The following is a 17,710-nucleotide window of genomic DNA, read 5'->3' as shown; positions in this document are numbered from 1 at the left end:
ATATCCTCCCTCGATATCGCCCGATGGCCTCGAGCGCATTTGGGACTATTACTTAGGTCGCTGGATCTAGAGGGGCCCTGGTCAAACGCTTCACGGCCTCAAGCAGCACGCTATCCACCAGCGGCTTTTCGACCACATGGCTGAACCCCGCCTCGTGGGCGCGTGCCACGAGTTCGGCGGAATGAAAGCCGGTGATCAGCAGCGCCTGACCCCTCCAGCCCAGATCCCGCAGTCCCCGCAGAACGTCGAAACCGCTCAGCTCCGGCATCTTGTAGTCGGCCACCAGACAGGATGCCGAGAGCGCGCGCGGGTCGGCGAGCAGCGCCGCCCCTGAGGCATAGGCGCGGACATCCAGACCCCGGCCGCGGAACAACAATTGAAGCGAGCGTCGGACCCCGTGGTCATCCTCGACGAGCAACATCTGGGGGCGATTTTGCGCGGATGACATCAACTCGTGGATCATTTTACGGCCTGTCGGACGCACCCTTACAAGGGTGGCGCTTGGCCTTGTCGCACGGCATGTTTGGACCGTCGTTACGTATTGGTCCTAGGCTGCCCCCGCCTGAGGGCCCGCGGCGAAAGCGATCCTGAGGGCTTCGGAGAGGCTGTTGACCTGCAGCTTGGTCATCAGATTGGCGCGATGCACTTCGACCGTCCTGGGAGAAATGCCCAGATTGAAGGCGATTGTTTTGTTGGGCAGGCCCTGAGCTAGGCCTCTCAGGACGTCCTGCTCGCGTCCCGTCAAGGCCGCGATCGCCACCGCGGCGTCGGTGGCGCGCGCCGAGCGTCCGTTAGCGTCGTCGAGCCGCTCGAAGGCGGCCACGATGGCGCTCAACAAGACGATCTTCTCGAACGGTTTTTCGATGAAATCTACAGCGCCGGCCTTTATCGCTCGCACGGCGATCGACACGTCGCCATGGCCGGTGAGCACGACGATCGGCATCGAGACGCCGCGTTCGGCCAATTGCCGCTGCACCTCCAGGCCGTCTATATCCGGCATGCGGACGTCCAGAAGGACGCACCCGGGCTCGACGGTTTTGGCGGCTAGCAGGAAGGCGACACCCGACGTGAAGGTCGTCACCGCATAGCCCGATGTCTTGAGCATGAAGCCGGCGGACCGCCGTATGGCTTCTTCGTCATCGACGATGTGGACCATTCGCCTATCGGCCATTGTCAGGCTCCAGCTCTGCTCTGACCAGCGTGAAGTGAAATTGCGCGCCACCGCCAGGACGCGCCTCGAACCATATGCGGCCGCCATTGGCTTCGACGATGGTGCGGCAGATCGACAGCCCCAGGCCCATGCCGTCGCTCTTTGTACTGACAAAGGCGGTGAACAGCCCGTCGGCGACAGCCGGCGCGACGCCGGGTCCATTGTCGGCGACGGTGATCCGCACGAACCCTTCACTATCGAGGCGACTACACAGCCACATTCGCCGATCAGGTCGATCAGCCATCGCCTCTGCGGCGTTACGCGCCAGATTGATCAGCACCTGCTGGATCTGCACCTTGTCCACCAGGACGGCGCCGATGTTTGGATCGAAGGAGAATTCGACGGCCACCCCGCTTTCTCGCGCGCCCATCAGGCCTAAGGCGGCGGCCTCATGCATCAGGGCCTCGACATCTTCAGCGGTCTTGTCGACCTCGCCCCTCGCGACGAAGTCACGCAAACGCCTGACGATATGGCCAGCCCGAAGGGCTTGGCCCGCCGCATCGGCCAGAGCCTCGCGGATCATCGGCATATCGTTCAGATCGGGCGCGGCGAGAAGATCCCGCACCGCCTCGACATAGTTGGTCACGGCGGTGATCGGCTGGTTGAGCTCGTGGGCAAGGGTCGAAGCCATGGCCCCCATGCCGCTGACCCGGGCGACGTGGATCAGTTCGGCCTGAAGTTCCTCCACGCGGGCCTGGATGCGCTGTTTTTCGGTGAGGTCGCGGATGAAGCCGGTGAACACCCTCTGCCCCTCCCCGACCGCCTCGCCGACCGACAGCTCCATGGGAAAGGTGGATCCGTCCCGCCGCTTGCCGACCACCACCCGGCCGACGCCAATGATCCGACGCTCGCCTGTCGTGATGTAACGTTCAAGGTAGCCGTCATGTCGCTCGCGATCGGGCGGCGGCATCAGACATCTGATGTTGTGGCCCAGCATCTGCGCCTCTGTACTGCCAAACAAACGCTCCGCCGCGGCGCTGAACGACAGGATGGATCCGCCTTGGTCGATGACGATCATGGCGTCCGGGACTGTCGCGAGGATGGACCGCAGATGGTTGGCGCCGGCGTTCAAGGACTGCTCGCTGGCCCGTTGGTCGGTGATGTCCCGCAGAACCTTGGCGAACCCCTGGAGCGCGCCGGTCTCGTCCAGCAGCGCGGTGATCGAGACATGGGCCAGGAACTCCGAACCATCCTTGCGCAGCCGCCAGTCTTCTTCCTCGAACTTCCCCTGCGACTTGGCCCGCGCCAGATCGGCTTGAGGTTTACCCGCTTGCCGGGCGTCCTCCGGATAGAAGGTCGATAGATCAAGACCGATCGCCTCGCCCTCCTGCCATCCCTTCAGGCGCTCGGCGCCCGCGTTCCAGATCATCACGCGGCCATGCGGATCGAGCATGTAAATCGCGTATTCCGTTGCGCCGTCGATCAGCAGGTTGAGCTCGCGAGCGACGCGGGCGGCGTCCTGGGCGCGGTGTTCGGCGCCGCGCTCGCTGACGACCGCACGCCTTCGAAAGCCCCCGATCTGGCTTCCGATATAGATCACCCCACCGGCTGCGATCACGAAGCTGACCGGTTCGATCAGCCCTTCCCCCTGCGGCGAAAGGCCGTCGCTGATAAGGACGCTCGCCAACAGCCCCAGGACCGCCGCGCACATACCAGCGCCGACCCCGCCAAGCGCGGCGGCGGCGACGACTGGAACCATGAACAGAAGATAGGATGAGCGAAGCCCGAACCAGGCTTGCAAGACCCAAACCACCAGAGCCGCGAGCACGACCGTAACGAATGCGGCGCCATAGCCTTGCGCGAGCATATGGGTTTGACGACGGATGTCTGGCATGGGCCCTCCGCCAGGCATCGCAGGCGCGCGACGCGGACGGGGCGCCCCGGACCGCGCACCAGATATCAACCATGCACGTCAAGCGAGCATGGCGCAAACGGGAACCGTGCCGATGCCCTCGATTGAGGGACTCTACGGATAGCCGAGGTGAGCTTGCGTGAGGCAAGTCCCTGCGACTTTCGCGCGCCGTGCGCGCGCCGTTCCGAGGCCATCATGTCCCTGCACAATCTGTCCAACCTGCTGTCGCCGACGTCCGTGGTTGTTGTCGGCGGCTCGAACCGTCCAGGCTCGGTAGGACAGGTCGTGGTTTCTAACTTGATGATTGGGGGCTTCGCTGGGTCCGTTCACATCGTCAATCCACGTCGGGTGACGATCGCCGGCGCCCTGTGGTCGGCCAGCATTGCGAGTCTCCCGTCGGTTCCCGACCTGGCCGTGGTGATCACACCAGGACCGGCGGTGCCCGAGGTCATCGCTCAGCTCGGCGCGCAGGGCGTCAAGGTGGCGGTCGTGATTTCCTCCGGGATCACACATGCCAATGGACTGCGCGAAGCGATGCTGGCGGCGGCCGAACCGTCGGGCTTGCGGATCATCGGTCCCAACGGCCTGGGCCTGCTGGTTCCGCCGGCGCGGCTCAACGCCTCCTTCGCGCGCGGTGCGGCCGCGCCCGGGCGACTGGCCTTGATCTCCCAGAGCGGGGCGCTGATCAGCGGCGTGATCGATTGGGCCTCGACGCGGGATATCGGCTTTTCGGGGATCGTCTCGGTGGGCGACATGGCCGAGGCGGACTTAGGCGACCTCATCGACCTGTTCGCCGCCGACCCGCACACCGACGCCATCCTGATGTATGTCGAGGGCGTGACTAACACGGCCAAGTTCATGTCGGCAGCACGGGCGGCGACACGCATCAAGCCGGTGATCGCCTTAAAGGCCGGACGGACCGCGGCCGCGGGCAAGGCGGCGCTTTCCCATACCGGCGCCTTGGCCGGGGCCTATGACGTCCATGCCGCCGCGTTCGAGCGCGCGGGCATCATTCTGGTCGAGACCCTGAGCGACCTGCTCGACGCGGCCACCGCCCTGTCGTCACGCACGGCGCTGCCTGGTCCCCGGCTGGCGATCGTCACCAACGGCGGGGGGGCGGGAATCCTGGCGCTCGACGCCATGACAGCCACCGGCCCGAGACTGGCCGATCTCTCCCCCGAGACGCTTTCACGACTCGATGCCGCGCTTCCTGAAGGCTGGTCGCACGGTCATCCGATCGATGTGATGGGCGATGCCCATGCCGACCGCTATCGCGCGGCGCTCGATATCGTGCTCGATGACTCTGGGGTCGATGCGGTCCTGGTGATCAACTGTCCGACAGCCCTCTCCTCGCCCGACGAAATCGCCAGGGACATGGTAGCCGGCCTTGCGCAGACCCCGGCGCGCGGATCGCGCAAACCGATCCTGGCCTGCTGGCTGGGCGACACCAACCGGCAGGCCGTCAGCCCGATCTTCGCGGCAGCCAGGATCCCGCTGTTCGCCACGCCGGAGGCCGCGATCCGCGGGTTTGGCTACCTCGTCGCCGCGCAACGCGCCCGCGCGAGCTTGACGGATGCGCTGACCGGTCATGTCGAGCTGGGCGGCGGCCAAGCCGCTGCCGCGGCCCAGGCGCTGATCGCCTCGGCGCGAGTCGAAGGCCGCACCCTGCTCAGCGAGGTCGAGGCCAAGGCGCTACTCGCCGCTTACGGTGTTCCCGTGGTCCCGACCCGGTTCGCCGCCACAGCAGACGATGTCGGCCAAGCCTGCGAGGGCCTCAAGGCGCCCTACGCCGTCAAGATCATCTCCCCACGGATCAGTCACAAGTCGGACGTTGGCGGCGTGATCCTCGACCTCGAGGGCGCCGATGAAGCGGTGGCGGCGGCCCGGGCCATGGCGGAGCGGATCGGTCGGGAGCATCCGGAATTCGACATCAAGGGCTTCGCCGTCGAAACCATGGTCATCCGCGCGGGAAGCCACGAATTAATCGTCGGGATCGCCGACGACGCGACCTTCGGCCCGGTGATAATGGTCGGGGTCGGCGGCAAGGCCGTCGAGGTCGTGAACGACAAGGCGCTCGGCCTGCCGCCCCTTGATGACGCCCTGGCGCGCGCCATGATCGACCGGACCCTTATATCACGGCTCCTAGCAGGCTATCGCGACGAGCCGCCCGCCGATGTGTCGGGCGTGGTTGCCGTGCTGGAGGCGCTGTCGGCGATCACCGTCGACCTGCCCGATATCCTGGAGCTCGACATCAACCCCCTGCTGGTCGATGCCCAAGGCGCCCTGGCGCTCGACGCCCGGATCGTCATAACAACCCATGCCAGCCAAGGCACACGCATGGTCATCGCGCCGGCGCCCAGGGACTGAGCGGCCGATCAGAAGACCCGCTCTGGCCTCGCCTTCCACGTTCGCCCGGTTTGCCCCGACGACGAGCCGGCGATCGCCGCGTTCTTCGCCGATCTGACGCCCGAGGACCTGCGCTTCCGGTTCCTCAGCAGCCTGAGCAACGTCGATGATGGCCGCCTGGCGATGATAACCCAGGTGGACTATTGCCGGCCGGCTGAGATGGGAAGGACTTGGGGCCATTTCGCGCCGCACGGACGCAGACCACCTGGCCCGACCGCTCAAATGAAACGGCCGGTTCCGCAGATCGCGAGCCGGCCTTCTTCATGAATGGCAGGTCGCGCGGTCCTACTCTAATGCCCAAGCAGAAGCGGCAGTTGGGCGGCGTCCAGCATCCGCCGGGTGACGCCGCCAAACAGCTCTTCGCGTAGCCGCCCGTGACCGAACGCGCCCATCAGGCAATATCGCGCGCCGCGCGCCGCGCATTCCTCGAGGATCAGGCTGTCGGGGGTGTGACCCTGGGCCTTCACGCGATGCACGCTGGCATGGACGTCATGGCGCGACAGATAGGCTGCGGCCGCCTCGGCGGGCACGGCCTCCGGATCGCTGGATCCATCCTCGACGCTGAAGAGATGCACCGAGGAGGCGAGTTTTATAAGCGGCGCGCTGGCCCTTAGGGTCGCCATGACCGGCTCTGAACCATCCCACGCAATGACGACCGGCCCATTAGCCTCCAAGCCTCGAACATTGTCCGGGACAGCCATGATCGGGCAACGTGCGTCAGCGGCGAGCGTGCTCGAAACGCCGCGCGGATCGATCGCGAGGAAGGCATCTCGCTTGCAGTTGATGACGATCAGATCTGCCAGGCCCGACTCGCGCAGCACACAGCTGGCCATGTCGCCCAGGCTGCCGATCCAGTCCCAGGGAATCTCTTCGTGGGCGAGGCGGATTTCCATGGCGACGCGATTGGCCGATTCCGCCTGTCGTCCTTCCATCAACATCAGGCCTTGCGCGGCGCCGTCGTAGTCCCCGACGAACAGCGGCAGGGGCGTGACGTCAACGCGCTTCAAATGCCCCTCCAGGGCGCGAGCGATATCGAGGGCCGCCTGCAAGCGCGCCTCCTGACCGGGATCTTCATGCACCAGGCTGACCACGCCGTCGGTCACGGCCACGCCGATGTCAGCGTGGTCGATGCGGGGATCCCAGGCGAGCTCGGCCATGACGTCATGCTGAAGCTTGTTGTCGTTGGTCAATGGAGGTCTCCTTGAAGGCCGCGGCGCTGTCGCGCCGCGGACTGAGCGACAGTCCCGAATGGCGACATCGGTAAAATGATCGAGATTACGGCGCCCTGGCCCTCGCGGCTGCGGATGCGGACATGTCCGCCAGCCTGCCTCGCGAAATGCTGGACCCGCCCAAGGCCCGTGCCGTGAGCGGAAGCCGTTTTGAAAGCATTAAGCGCGCCCTGTAGGGCCAAAGGGCTCATGCCACGGCCGGTGTCGGCAACGGTCAGCCAGATGCGATCGCCGACCGACCGGGCTCGGACCGTGATCGCACCGTTGCCGTCGATCGCTGTCCGGGCATTACGAACCAGCTCCAGGATCGCCGCATCGAAGGTCTCCGGCGCCAGGCAGGCGGGCAGCGATCGGCGGGAGGCGCCTACCCCCGCACCTCGATCCTAGGATCCGCCAGTGCAAGGAGCAGGGGGGCGACGCCGGCCAGGCGGGCGCCCACATCGACGATTTGAGCCGTCTCCTGCACGTCCCTCGCCAAGAGGTTCGTCGTCAGCTGGCTTCCGCGAAAGGCCGCGTCTTCAATAGTGGCCAGCAGGTCCTCCCTCCGCTCGGAGGCGCGATCCTTGCCCAGCAGGCGTCGAGCGCAGACGATGACAGTGAAGAGATTGCGCAGGTCGTGAACGGTTTCGCGATGAGCGCTTTCGGCAGCATCGAAGTCCGATTGTGAGCTGAGCATAGAGATCTCCTGCGGCGGCATGGCTTGTTGTCGTTCACCCTGATCGCCGCCGACATCCGCAATTTCCCGTAGCCGGTCGTCGCCGATCTCCCCCCTCCCCAAGATCTTGAAGGCGCATGATCAGGATCAAGGTAAGACGCCCTTTCACCGTTAGCGATGGTCACCAGCCGCCCGTTCACCCCATGGGAAGTCTCATCATGAAGACCGCCGTCATCCTCGCCCACCCCAACCCGTCAAGCTTCTGCGCCGCAGTCAGCCGCACCTGTGTTGAGACGCTTGAGGCGTCGGGCGCAGAGGTCGCACTGCGGGACCTCTATGCGATGGACTTCGATCCTCGTCTCAGGACCGCCGAGCTCCCAACGCCGCAAGGCTGGACCATGGCGCCCGACGTCATCGCCGAGCGCGCGCTCCTGGCCGACGTCGATCATTTTGTGTTCGTCTACCCCTTCTGGTTCAACGCTCCGCCGGCCATCCTCAAGGGCTATGCCGATCGGGTGCTCAGCATGGGTTTTGGCTACCAACCTGGGTCCCACGGTGGCGATCCCCTTCTGGTCGGCAAGACCTTGATGACCTTTTCAACCTCTGGCGCACCGGAACACTGGATCGACTCCACCGGCGCGCTCAACGCCCTGATGACCGTGTTCGATCTGCATTTGGCGGCGGTGACTGGCCTTCGGGTCCTGGGACATGAGCACCTGGGCGGCATCGCCGCTACCATGCGTCAGGACGCTGCCGACGACCTTCTCCAGCGGGTTAGCGCTTCGATCTTGGCGGTGCAGCCGACGCTATCGGCGGCCGCGCTCTAAGTATTGTCACCAATGTCACCCATTCCCGGGACGCCATAACCATAACGGCGCTCCTGGAGACGCCGGATGACCTTCTGCACCCTCACGCCTGATCGCGCGCCGATCTCGATCGCCGGACGCACCCTGCAAGATCCCTTCCAGGCCATCGGCGCGCACCTGCGCTTCGATGCGGGCGAGGAGATCTATGCTCAGGAGGCAAACGCGGATCTGCTCTATCGGGTCCTGGTGGGTTCGGTCCGCCGGACCCGCCTGCTGGAAGACGGCCGCAGGCACGTCGGCGGCTTCTACTTTCCCGGCGACTTCTTTGGCCTTGAGATCGGCGGCCAGCACCGATCCTCGGCAGAAGCCTTGGATGCGGCGCAGGTGCTCGTCATCCAGCGCTCGGCTCTCAAATATCACGGCGAAGACGGCGCCCGCGTTGAGCAGATGTGCTGGCTGGCCACGGGGCTCGAACTTCGGCGCGCCGAGGACCACATGATGCTTCTCACCCGAAAAAGCGCTTTCGAGCGTGTGTCGGGCTTCCTGTTCGAGATCGGCGCTCCGGCGCGGGGCGCGTGGACCCAGTTGCCAATGAGCCGCCAGGACATTGCCGATTATCTGGGCCTGACGATCGAAACTGTCTCGCGGATGGTCACCCAGGTCCAGGCTGAAGGCTTGATGGTGTTCGACGGAGCCCGCCGCTTTCGGGTCTTGCAACACACCCGGTGGGCCTACCTGACGGCAGCCTGAAGGACCGTATGCCCCACCCTCCTGAAGCCCCGGGCCTTGGCCTTGGACCCATCGCCTGGTGCGAACCCAGAACGCTAGCCGCCGTCATCCTCGACGTCGATGGCGTGCTGCTGGCTTCGCCCCATGAGCAGGCCTGGCGCGAGGCGCTGACCGGCTTTGGTGATCCGGCGCGATTTACGACAGCGCTCTATCAAGCCAAGGTTGCTGGAAAATCGCGCCAGGATGGGGCGCGGGCCGCGCTTGAGGCTGTGGGCGTGGCCAATTGGGAAACCCAGGCGAGTGCCTATGCCAAAGCCAAGCAGGCCCGCCTGGAGGCCCTGATCGCTAAGGGCGGCGCGCGCGCTTTTCCTGACGCCCTAAGTTTGGTGGCGGCAATGGCGAGCCTTGGCCTTCCTATGGCGGTCGCCTCGGCCTCCAAGAACGCGAGCGCCATGTTGCGGGCGATTACGTTAGCGGATGGCGGCAGTCTCGCCGACGCTTTTGCCGTCAAGGTCTGTGGCCGTGACCTGGCGCGGGGAAAGCCGGACCCCGAGATTTTCAGCCTGGCCGCAGCGGAACTCGGCATTGGCCCCCGTCATTGTCTGGTGATCGAGGATGCGTCGGCCGGAATCATGGCGGCGCGGGCGGCAGGCATGATGGCCCTAGGCGTCGCGCGATTGAACGATGCGGCGGCGCTCCACGCGGCCGGCGCCGATCTGGTGGTCTCCAGTCTCGATGAAATCAGCCTGAGCAGCCTCAAGCATGGCCGGCTTGGCCTTCGCCTCGCGGTCTCGGACCCTGGGCCATGACCGACCCGTTCGCACCGACGCTCGATCCAGCCTGGCTGTGGACGGAAGCGGGCTGCGACACCGTTCGCCAGAGCAGCCGCGAGACCCGTCTAGCGGTCAGCAACGGCTTTCTGGGGGTCAGGGGCGTCCCGGCGCTGAACCGCGGCGGAGGCCGGGTCGCGCCTGGCCGCACCTATGTCGCGGGCCTGTTCGACACCGCGTCGGCGCAGGGGTCGGTTTCAGCCTTTGCGCCCGGCCCCGATTGGCTACGGGTTCGGCTCGCGACCGCCGCGGGGCTCCTCGCCCACGATCCCGAGGCGGTCTCCGAGCACAGCATGACGCTCGACATGAGGCGCGGTCTTGTGTCGAGCCATTGCCACTCCGTCGAGGCTAGGGGCTTGCGCCTCAGTCTGCGGTCGCTGCGCCTGGTGTCGCTGAGCCAACGACAGATCGGGCTTCAGGGGCTGCGCCTCCGCGTCGAAGACGGCGAGAGTGACCTGACGCTGGAGGCCGACTTCGAAGGTCTCGATCTGGTGCTTATCCCTGAAAGCCTGGAGCGGGACCTGGGCGTTTGGCGCACGCGGCGCTCGGTCAAGCGACTGGCGATCGCCTCGACGGCGTCCGTGTTGATCGATGGCCAAACGCTGGCGGGCGAAGTCTTGGGTCCCTTCCATCGGCGCTGGACGTGGAAGGCCAGTCCGGGGCAGCAGATCGATTTCGAGCGGATCGTTGCTTTTGTCCGCACGGACGCCGCCGACTTAGACGTAGATGTTGTCAAGGCGGCCCCGTTGATCCTGGCCCGAGCCGTCCGACGCGGCTTTGCGGGCTTGATCGCGGACCATGCCGCCGCCTGGGCCGAGCGATGGACTTCAAGCGACGTGCAAATCGACGGCGACCCGGCCGCTCAGCAGGCCCTGCGGTTCGCCCTGCATCACCTGAACGGTGCGGCCGACCCGGAGGATGAGCACGTGTCCATCGGCGCGCGGGCCCTGACCGGCGACGATTATCTGGGTCACACCTTCTGGGACACCGAGATCTTCCTGCTGCCCTTCTACACCTTCACCTGGCCAAGCGCGGCAAGGGCGCTGTTGATGTACCGCTTCCACACCCTGGACGGCGCGCGCGCCAAGGCGGCGGCCATGGGCTGGCGCGGGGCCCTCTACGCTTGGGAGTCGGCGGACACTGGCGCGGAGACGACCCCGGAACAGTGGGTCGGCCCCGATCGCGAGGTCCTTCATATCCTCACTGGCGAGCAGGAACAGCACATCAGCGCCGACGTCGCCTATGCGGTCTGGCAATACTGGCGGGTGACCGACGATGAGGCGTTCCTGCGCGGGGCGGGTGCGGAAATCCTGCTGGAGACCGCACGTTTCTGGGCCAGCCGAGCGACTTTGGAACCAGACTGCCTGCATCACATCCAGCGCGTGATCGGGCCTGACGAGTATCACGAAGGCGTCGATGACAACGCTTACACCAACCTCATGGCGCGCTGGAACATCCGCCGGGCCCTCGAGGTAGCGGCCCTTTACTCCGGGCGGTGGCCAGCGGAGTGGACGGCGCTCTCGAGTCAACTCGGCTTGACGCCGGCCGAGATGACCGATTGGCGCCGTGTCGCCGACTCGATGGCCACCGGCGACGATGCAGCGACAGGCCTGATAGCGCAGTTCAAAGGTTTCCTCGATCTGGAAGACATCGAGCTGGCCGCCTATGCCGGGCGGTCCGTGCCGATGGATGTGGTTTTGGGCCGCGATCGCACCGCCCGGTCCCAGGTAATCAAGCAGGCCGATGTCGTGGCCCTGCTGGCGCTACTGCCGGACGAGTTCACTCGGAAGGCCACAGGCGCCAACTTCGCCTATTACGAGGCGCGATGCGGCCACGGCAGCTCGCTCAGCCGCGCCTTGCATGGCCTGGTCGCCGCTCGTTTGGGACAAGCCGACAAAGCGTTGTCCTACCTGCGGCAGTCCTCCGCCATCGATCTTGGCGACACCCATGTGGCCATCGCCGGCGGCATCCACACCGCCGCCCAGGGCGGCGTCTGGATGATCACAGTGCTCGGGCTTGCGGGCCTGAGCCTGCGCGACGACGGCCTGTCGCTGGAGCCGCGACTGCCCGCCACCTGGCTCGGCCTGACGTTCCCTGTCCAATGGCGCGGGCGCCGGATCAAGATCAGGATCGAACCCGGGGCCTGCCGGCTGGAGGCGACCCTGGAATCGGGCGCGGCGATGGTGCTCTGGGTCTACGGTAGACCTTATGACCTCAGCCTTGGGCCACCGGTCATCGTCGAGCTCGTTCCCTTGGCCTCTGGTCCTAGGCAAGCCGCGTGATCTGCTCTCCCCACCAATACGCTGTCGTCGATATCGGCCGCCGGGCATGCGCGCCGCCCGATGGCGCCTTAGATCCCACCCAAATGCGGAGCTGCCGGAATGACCTTTCATGATCTCCTGCTGCATATCGACACCTATCCAACACCAACGCCGGACGCGGCGGTCGAAGAAGCAGTCCTCTTGGCAGCCAGCTTGGGCGGCCAACTGACGGCCTTGGCGCTGGAAATCGAAATCCCGGTGCACAGCAATCGCCTGGCCGACTACCTCATCGGGCTGAGCGACATGGCGACCGCCGAAGAGGCGCGCAGCCGCAAGGCCTGCAAGGACGCGCTGGCTCACTTCACCGCCCTAGCGATCAAGGCGGACGTGTATCAGGCGGCCGCCTCGGCCAGGGCCAATCACTACGACGCCGCCGACTATGTGGCCAAGATCGCCAGGACCTACGATCTTTGCCTGTTACCGCGGATCGACGGCTCCGACGGGCAGTTTGAAGTCGCTCAAAGCGTGGTCTTCGGATCCGGTCGACCCATCCTGACTTTCAAAATGGACACGGCGGCGCCCTTGATTCAAGGGCCGGGCGAGGTGGTGATCGCATGGGACGGCAGCCGCAACGCCGCCCGCGCCCTGGCTGACGCCTTGCCGATTCTGGTTCGCGCCAAGTCCGTTCGGATCTTGACCGTGGTGAACGAAAAGCCAGGCCTTCCCGCCACCATCGGTGCCGACGCTCAGCGCCATCTTCACGCCCACGGCGTCAACGCCGCGCTGGATGAGGTGGATGCGGACGGGGGGACAATTGCAGCCGCCTTCGACTGCTACCTAGAACGGATCCGACCAGACCTGCTGGTGATGGGCGCCTACGGTCATTCCCGAGCGCGAGAGTTCCTGCTCGGTGGCGCGACCCAGCACATTCTGACGCGCCTCCCTTGCCCCGCCCTTTTCTCGCATTGACCTGTAGGGCCGGCGAGCGCCGGCAGAACGGATCAGCCTCATGGCGCGCGACGTCGTAAGCGGACTGACCACGGCCGAGGCCGCCCGGCGCCTGTCCGAGTTTGGTCCCAACGCCCTTCCGCAAGCCTCGGGCCGAAGGCTGGCGCGGATCATCCTCGACACCCTGCGCGAGCCGATGTTCCTGCTGTTGATCGGAGCTGCCGGCCTCTATCTGGTGCTCGGAGACCTGGGCGAGGGCCTGTTCCTGATGGCCGGGGCCGTGGCCACCATCGGTCTGGTGATCTTCCAGGAAGCCCGCAGTGAGCGCGCCCTGGCGGCGCTGCGTGATCTCTCGCAACCTCACGCCCGGGTGATCCGCGACGGGGTCGAAGCGCGCCTGGCCGCGCGCGACCTTGTCCCGGGCGACATCGTGTTGGTCGGCGAAGGCGAGCGGCTGCCCGCCGATGGCGCGCTAGTGGCGGGTGATGTCCTGAGCGTCGACGAGTCCGCGTTGACCGGCGAATCCGCGCCGGTTTCAAAACGGCCGCTGACCGACGGCGAAGCGGCCGACGCCGACACCCAACCTGGCGCCGAGACGGGCCCCTATCTGTTCTCTGGCACTTTGGTCGTCCGCGGACAGGCCGTGGCGCGGATCGGCAAGACTGGTCCCCGGACGGCGCTGGGCAAGATTGGCGTGTCGCTTGCGGCAATCGTCCATGAGCCGACGCCGCTGCAGAAGACGGCCGGACGCCTGGTCACGCTGCTTGGCCTGGCGGCCATCGCCTTCTGTGGCCTCGTCACCCTTGCCTACGGTCTGCTGCGTCAGGACTGGGTCGGCGGCATGCTGGCCGGGATCACCGTCGCCATCGCCCTGATCCCCGAGGAATTCCCGATGGTCCTGGCCGTCTTCCTGGCGCTGGGCGCCGGGCGGCTGGCCAGGCAAAAGGTGCTGGTCCGTCGCAGCGCGGCGATTGAGGCGCTGGGCGGCGCCTCTTTCCTCTGCGTGGATAAGACCGGCACCCTCACCGAAAACAGGATGCGCGTCGCGCGCCTGTGGACGGAAGACGGCGACTGCCTCGTCGAGCCGGATACAGCGCCTGGCGGCTCTGCGGCGCAACTGCTGGAGATCGCCGGGCTGGCCTGCGCCGTCCTCCCGGTCGATCCGATGGACAAGGCCGTTCGGGCGCTTCTAACGCCACCCAACCAGATCCCTCCTGGTGCCGCGAGCGAGCCGGACAGGACCTGGCCGCTTCGCCCCGAAATGATGGCCATGATTCAGGTTTGGCGAGCGCCCGGAGACCAGTGGCGCGCCGCCGCCAAAGGCGCGCCCGAGGCGATCTTTAGGCTTTGCCGTTTGCCCGATGACCAGGTCGCGCGTTTTACCGGACTTGTCGAGGAGTTCGCCGTCCAAGGACTGCGCGTCCTGGGCGTGGCCTCCTGCCAGACGAAAACGGCCTTTCCCGATGACCCGGGGCAGGCGCCGTTCGTGTTCGCTGGGCTGGTCGGCTTCCTCGATCCCGTCCGAGCTGACGTGCCCGCGGCCCTGAAAGAGGCGCGGGAAGCCGGGATCTCCGTGCTGATGATCACCGGCGATCATCCCGCCACCGCCCTGGCAATCGCCAAGGCGGCGGGCCTGGACACCTCGGACGGCGTATTGCTCGGCGACGAGATCGCCGCCCTGGACGAAGCCGCTCTGGCGGAGCGCCTTGGCCGGACGCGGGTCTTCGCTCGCATCATGCCCGAGCAGAAGCTTCGCATCGTCCAGGCTCTTAAGGCAGGCGGCGAGGTCGTCGCCATGACCGGCGACGGCGTCAATGACGCTCCCGCCCTTGAAGCGGCACATATCGGCATCGCCATGGGTCAGAAGGGCACCGACGTGGCCCGCGAAGCCGCCGACCTGATCATTCTTGACGACAGTTTCGCCTCGATCGTCGGCGGCGTCCGGCTAGGCCGACGGATCTTCGTCAATCTGCGCAAGGCACTGGTCTATATCACCGCCATCCACGTTCCCATCGCCGGGGTGGCGCTGATCCCGATCGTCATGGGCCTGCCGCCCCTGCTCTATCCCATGCACGTCGTGTTTCTGGAACTGATCATCGATCCGGTCTGCGCCATGGTGTTCGAGGCCGAACCGGGCGGCGCCAGTGCGATGAAGCAGCCGCCCAGACCGCGTGATGAGCCGCTGTTTGGCCCCAGGCAACTTGGCCTGGCCCTGTTGCAAGGCGCGGGCGTCCTGGCCGGGGTGTTGGGTGTCTATCTCTGGTCGCTGGGCCATCACCCGGAAGACCAGGCTAGAGGCGCGGCCTTCCTGACACTTGTCGCCGGCAACCTGACCCTGGCCTTGGCCGACGCCTCGTCGTCAGGGGGGCGTCTGTTCGCGCCGCATCGCAAGATTTACTGGCTGATCGCCTCGGCCGCTGCGGGATTCCTGGCCCTGATCTTCGCTGTGCCGACTCTGGACGCCATCTTCAAGGTCGCGCCGCCCTCATCGGGACTGTTGGCCGGCGCCCTGCTGGTCGCGCTCGCCAGTGGCGGCTGGTTTGGCTTGGTCCGAAGCCTGGGCTCACGCCTGCCAAGCCGTTCAACCTCATGACCCCATCTCAGCCGCTCACAGAATAAGACCACCATGCCCCTTGCCCCCTCCGTCGAGCGAAATCCCGCGGAGCGCCGATGAGGCCAGTCTACAGGCGCGCATCCTTTTCGTCCTCGACAGCCGCCATCTGATGGCCCTGGCGACGAACCGGGCCGACGGTTGGCCCCAGGTCACGCTGGTGAACTATTTCGGCATGAGCACGCGCTCTATTTCGTGGTCGCCACCGACAGCCAGAAGTTCGCCAACATCACTCGAGACCCGCGGGTCTCGAGTGATGTTGGCGGTAGCGCGACGGGTCCCCACGGCCTGTCGATAACCGCGACAGTATATACCTCTGCTCAGGCGTTGGCGGCTGGAGAGCTTGACCATCGGCAGGCGGAGCTGGTTTCCCGGATCGAAACCTGTGCCTCTAGAGCCCTTTCCGACCTGATGGCTTCATCAGGGTCGGGCGAAAAGGGCTCTAAATCAAAAGTTTAGAGCATTTTTCGATCCGATAGCCGTTTCACACTTATCGGAAAATGCTCTAGCGTCAATCTGCTGGTTACCGACACGATTGATGCCGTCCGCGTCCGTAGTGGTGGGGGTCTGCCGATCAAGCTGGCGCCTATCGATGTAGGAAGCGCTGCAAAGGACGCAGCGAGGGAATTTCAGGCGGCGCATCCCGATCGGAGAATTGGTCGAAACAGCCGGCAATCTTGAGGGGAGTTGGGACCGTTCCCGAATTCAGCAGATCCTGTCAATTTTGATTGGTAGCGCGGTGCAGCACGGATTGGAGGGGTCGGAGATTACAGTCGCGGCGAGGGCCGGAGATCAGGAAATCTTCCTGTCAGTTCATAGCGAAGGCGTCATGGCCCCCGATGCTGTCGCTACTTTTTTTGATCCGCTGCTACGCGGGCTGCGCGAGAAAGTGGCGCAAAGCGACACAGCTCGACTTAACCTCGGACTTTTCATCTCCATGGGTATCGCCGCCGCCCTGCTGGAGGAGTCGCGGATCTATTTCGATACAATTGGCGATACAGAGCCGCCCGGCTAGGCGTCCGCCGCTGCTAAATTGCGTCGCCCCTAAACCTAGGGACGAGCGAGAGTTCAGATGCGCGATCCGCTGCGGCGCTAGGCCGCAGCAGCGGAGGTAGCGCGTTTAGCGGGCGGTAAAGTCCGCAGTGTGACAGTTCACGCTTGAGGACGAGGTCGGGAGGCGATGATGCAAGTGCTCTTTGTTGACGACAACGCGATGAACCGAACCGTCGTGAAGAGCATGTTGGCCGCCGCCGATGTTCCCATGGTCGAGGCCTCGAACGCCGAGATTGGCCTAGCCCTGATCGAAGCCAGCAATTTTGACGTGATCCTCATGGATTATCGCATGCCAGGGGTAGACGGGCTGGCCGCGATCAGGTCGATCCGGGCCCGATCCGACGCCAAGGCGCGCCTGCCGATCATTATGATCACCGCCGACGACGGGCCCGGCTTGCGAGCCGAGGCGCTGGCGGCCGGCGCCAGCGATCTCCTGCACAAGCCGGTTCAGATGCAGCCCCTCTTTGACGCCATCGCTCGAACCATGGCCGAGACCGAACAAGACGCCGGGATCCTCGTTTAGGGTCGCTGATCCCATCTACTCCGGACGGGTTCAAGCCGTGAATGATTGGCTCCAGGCGAGCCATTTCCTTAGCGACCTCTGTTTTCGCATTCGCGACTTGGGTCGCATTGGCCGGATTGTCGACATGCGACGTGACGCGCGCCTCACTTCCCGAGTTATTCGCAGGCGCGCTCGATGATGGTCAAGGCCCTGGACCTCGGACAGGGCGGCTGCAGGTCGCCCAAGCGCGCCAAGTAGGCCCAGGTCATCGCTCAATAAAGGGTACGCGTCCGGTGACGACCCTGGACACGGCGTCGGCGCAGCCGGCAGAGATCACTTCTTTGGTGGCGGTTGAGGCTTCAGGCCCGGATTGTTGCGGTATTCGCGGATGACGTCGACGAGGCTGTCGACCCCCGCGTCGGTGAACGCCTCGATGTGATGATCGCCGACATCGTGGATCCAGAGATGCCCCGCTTCCGGGCCCAGCTCGTCCGTGACTTCGGCGATCCAGTCGGCGTCCTCACCAAGCATATCGGCGACGTAGGCCAGCGTGTAGACGCGTCCGATCCCAGCCATGGTCAGGCAGCCTCTGCGGCCGCACGGTCACGCGGCTGCCAG

At 65.5% G+C, this 17,710-nt stretch carries 16 protein-coding genes; 9 read left to right on the top strand and 7 right to left on the bottom strand.

The annotated features are described in order from the left end of the window. Positions 1-52 precede the first annotated feature (52 nt). The 3 genes from ACP69S_RS13385 to ACP69S_RS13375 all read right to left on the bottom strand — a co-directional run bounded on the left by ACP69S_RS13385 (position 53) and on the right by ACP69S_RS13375 (position 3,044). Positions 53-463 (bottom strand): response regulator, encoded by a 411-nt coding sequence (locus ACP69S_RS13385; protein WP_425997973.1) that lies wholly within the window; start codon positions 461-463, stop codon positions 53-55. Positions 464-547: 84 nt separating this feature from the next. Beyond that, entirely contained in the window at positions 548-1,171 is a 624-nt protein-coding gene (locus ACP69S_RS13380; protein WP_425997971.1) for a response regulator transcription factor, read from the bottom strand. Then, positions 1,161-3,044 (bottom strand): PAS domain-containing sensor histidine kinase, encoded by a 1,884-nt coding sequence (locus ACP69S_RS13375; protein WP_425997969.1) that lies wholly within the window; start codon positions 3,042-3,044, stop codon positions 1,161-1,163. Before ACP69S_RS13375 ends, ACP69S_RS13380 begins: the two co-directional genes overlap by 11 nt. 213 nt (positions 3,045-3,257) lie before the next feature. Between ACP69S_RS13375 and ACP69S_RS13370 the strand changes: the two genes are divergently transcribed. After that, the gene (locus ACP69S_RS13370) at positions 3,258-5,429 is read left to right on the top strand and encodes an acetate--CoA ligase family protein (RefSeq protein WP_425997967.1); all 2,172 of its coding nucleotides are present in this window, start codon (positions 3,258-3,260) and stop codon (positions 5,427-5,429) included. A 329-nt stretch (positions 5,430-5,758) separates the two neighbouring features. On the opposite strand, the gene ACP69S_RS13365 is transcribed toward ACP69S_RS13370, so the two are convergent. The 3 genes from ACP69S_RS13365 to ACP69S_RS13355 are packed head-to-tail and all read right to left on the bottom strand — an operon-like array spanning position 5,759 to position 7,373. Next, entirely contained in the window at positions 5,759-6,658 is a 900-nt protein-coding gene (locus ACP69S_RS13365) for a universal stress protein (RefSeq protein WP_425997965.1), read from the bottom strand. After that, positions 6,655-7,002: an ATP-binding protein gene (locus ACP69S_RS13360; protein ID WP_425998122.1), complete on the bottom strand. Its 348-nt coding sequence runs from the start codon at positions 7,000-7,002 to the stop codon at positions 6,655-6,657. Before ACP69S_RS13360 ends, ACP69S_RS13365 begins: the two co-directional genes overlap by 4 nt. A 59-nt stretch (positions 7,003-7,061) precedes the next feature. Beyond that, positions 7,062-7,373, bottom strand: a complete 312-nt coding sequence (locus ACP69S_RS13355; protein ID WP_425997963.1) for a hypothetical protein — start codon at positions 7,371-7,373, stop codon at positions 7,062-7,064. Between the two features lie 197 nt (positions 7,374-7,570). Here ACP69S_RS13355 and ACP69S_RS13350 point away from each other — a divergent pair, with 197 nt between their 5' ends. The 8 genes from ACP69S_RS13350 to ACP69S_RS13315 all read left to right on the top strand — a co-directional run bounded on the left by ACP69S_RS13350 (position 7,571) and on the right by ACP69S_RS13315 (position 17,113). Beyond that, positions 7,571-8,179 (top strand): NAD(P)H-dependent oxidoreductase, encoded by a 609-nt coding sequence (locus tag ACP69S_RS13350; protein WP_425997961.1) that lies wholly within the window; start codon positions 7,571-7,573, stop codon positions 8,177-8,179. 66 nt (positions 8,180-8,245) lie between these two features. Continuing rightward, positions 8,246-8,908, top strand: coding sequence for a helix-turn-helix domain-containing protein (locus tag ACP69S_RS13345; protein WP_425997959.1), 663 nt, complete (start codon positions 8,246-8,248; stop codon positions 8,906-8,908). Between the two features lie 8 nt (positions 8,909-8,916). Further along, positions 8,917-9,696: an HAD family hydrolase gene (locus ACP69S_RS13340; protein WP_425997957.1), complete on the top strand. Its 780-nt coding sequence runs from the start codon at positions 8,917-8,919 to the stop codon at positions 9,694-9,696. Next, positions 9,693-11,999, top strand: a complete 2,307-nt coding sequence (locus tag ACP69S_RS13335) for a glycoside hydrolase family 65 protein (RefSeq protein ID WP_425997955.1) — start codon at positions 9,693-9,695, stop codon at positions 11,997-11,999. Before ACP69S_RS13340 ends, ACP69S_RS13335 begins: the two co-directional genes overlap by 4 nt. 99 nt (positions 12,000-12,098) lie before the next feature. Continuing rightward, complete coding sequence (locus tag ACP69S_RS13330) at positions 12,099-12,947, top strand: universal stress protein (protein WP_425997953.1); 849 nt, start codon at positions 12,099-12,101, stop codon at positions 12,945-12,947. Positions 12,948-12,987: 40 nt separating this feature from the next. After that, entirely contained in the window at positions 12,988-15,519 is a 2,532-nt protein-coding gene (locus tag ACP69S_RS13325) for a cation-translocating P-type ATPase (RefSeq protein WP_425997951.1), read from the top strand. 673 nt (positions 15,520-16,192) lie between these two features. Continuing rightward, a complete protein-coding gene (locus ACP69S_RS13320; RefSeq protein ID WP_425997949.1) occupies positions 16,193-16,552 on the top strand; it encodes an ATP-binding protein in 360 nt (119 codons plus the stop codon). Positions 16,553-16,717: 165 nt separating this feature from the next. After that, the gene (locus tag ACP69S_RS13315; protein WP_425997947.1) at positions 16,718-17,113 is read left to right on the top strand and encodes a response regulator; all 396 of its coding nucleotides are present in this window, start codon (positions 16,718-16,720) and stop codon (positions 17,111-17,113) included. A 312-nt stretch (positions 17,114-17,425) separates the two neighbouring features. Here ACP69S_RS13315 and ACP69S_RS13310 read toward each other — a convergent pair whose 3' ends face one another. Beyond that, a complete protein-coding gene (locus tag ACP69S_RS13310; RefSeq protein WP_425997945.1) occupies positions 17,426-17,668 on the bottom strand; it encodes a hypothetical protein in 243 nt (80 codons plus the stop codon). Positions 17,669-17,710: the final 42 nt, after the last annotated feature.

It is taken from the genome of Caulobacter sp. DWR1-3-2b1, assembly GCF_049895765.1.
Classification (GTDB): domain Bacteria; phylum Pseudomonadota; class Alphaproteobacteria; order Caulobacterales; family Caulobacteraceae; genus Caulobacter.
This window is presented reverse-complemented; position numbering and strand designations above follow the sequence as displayed.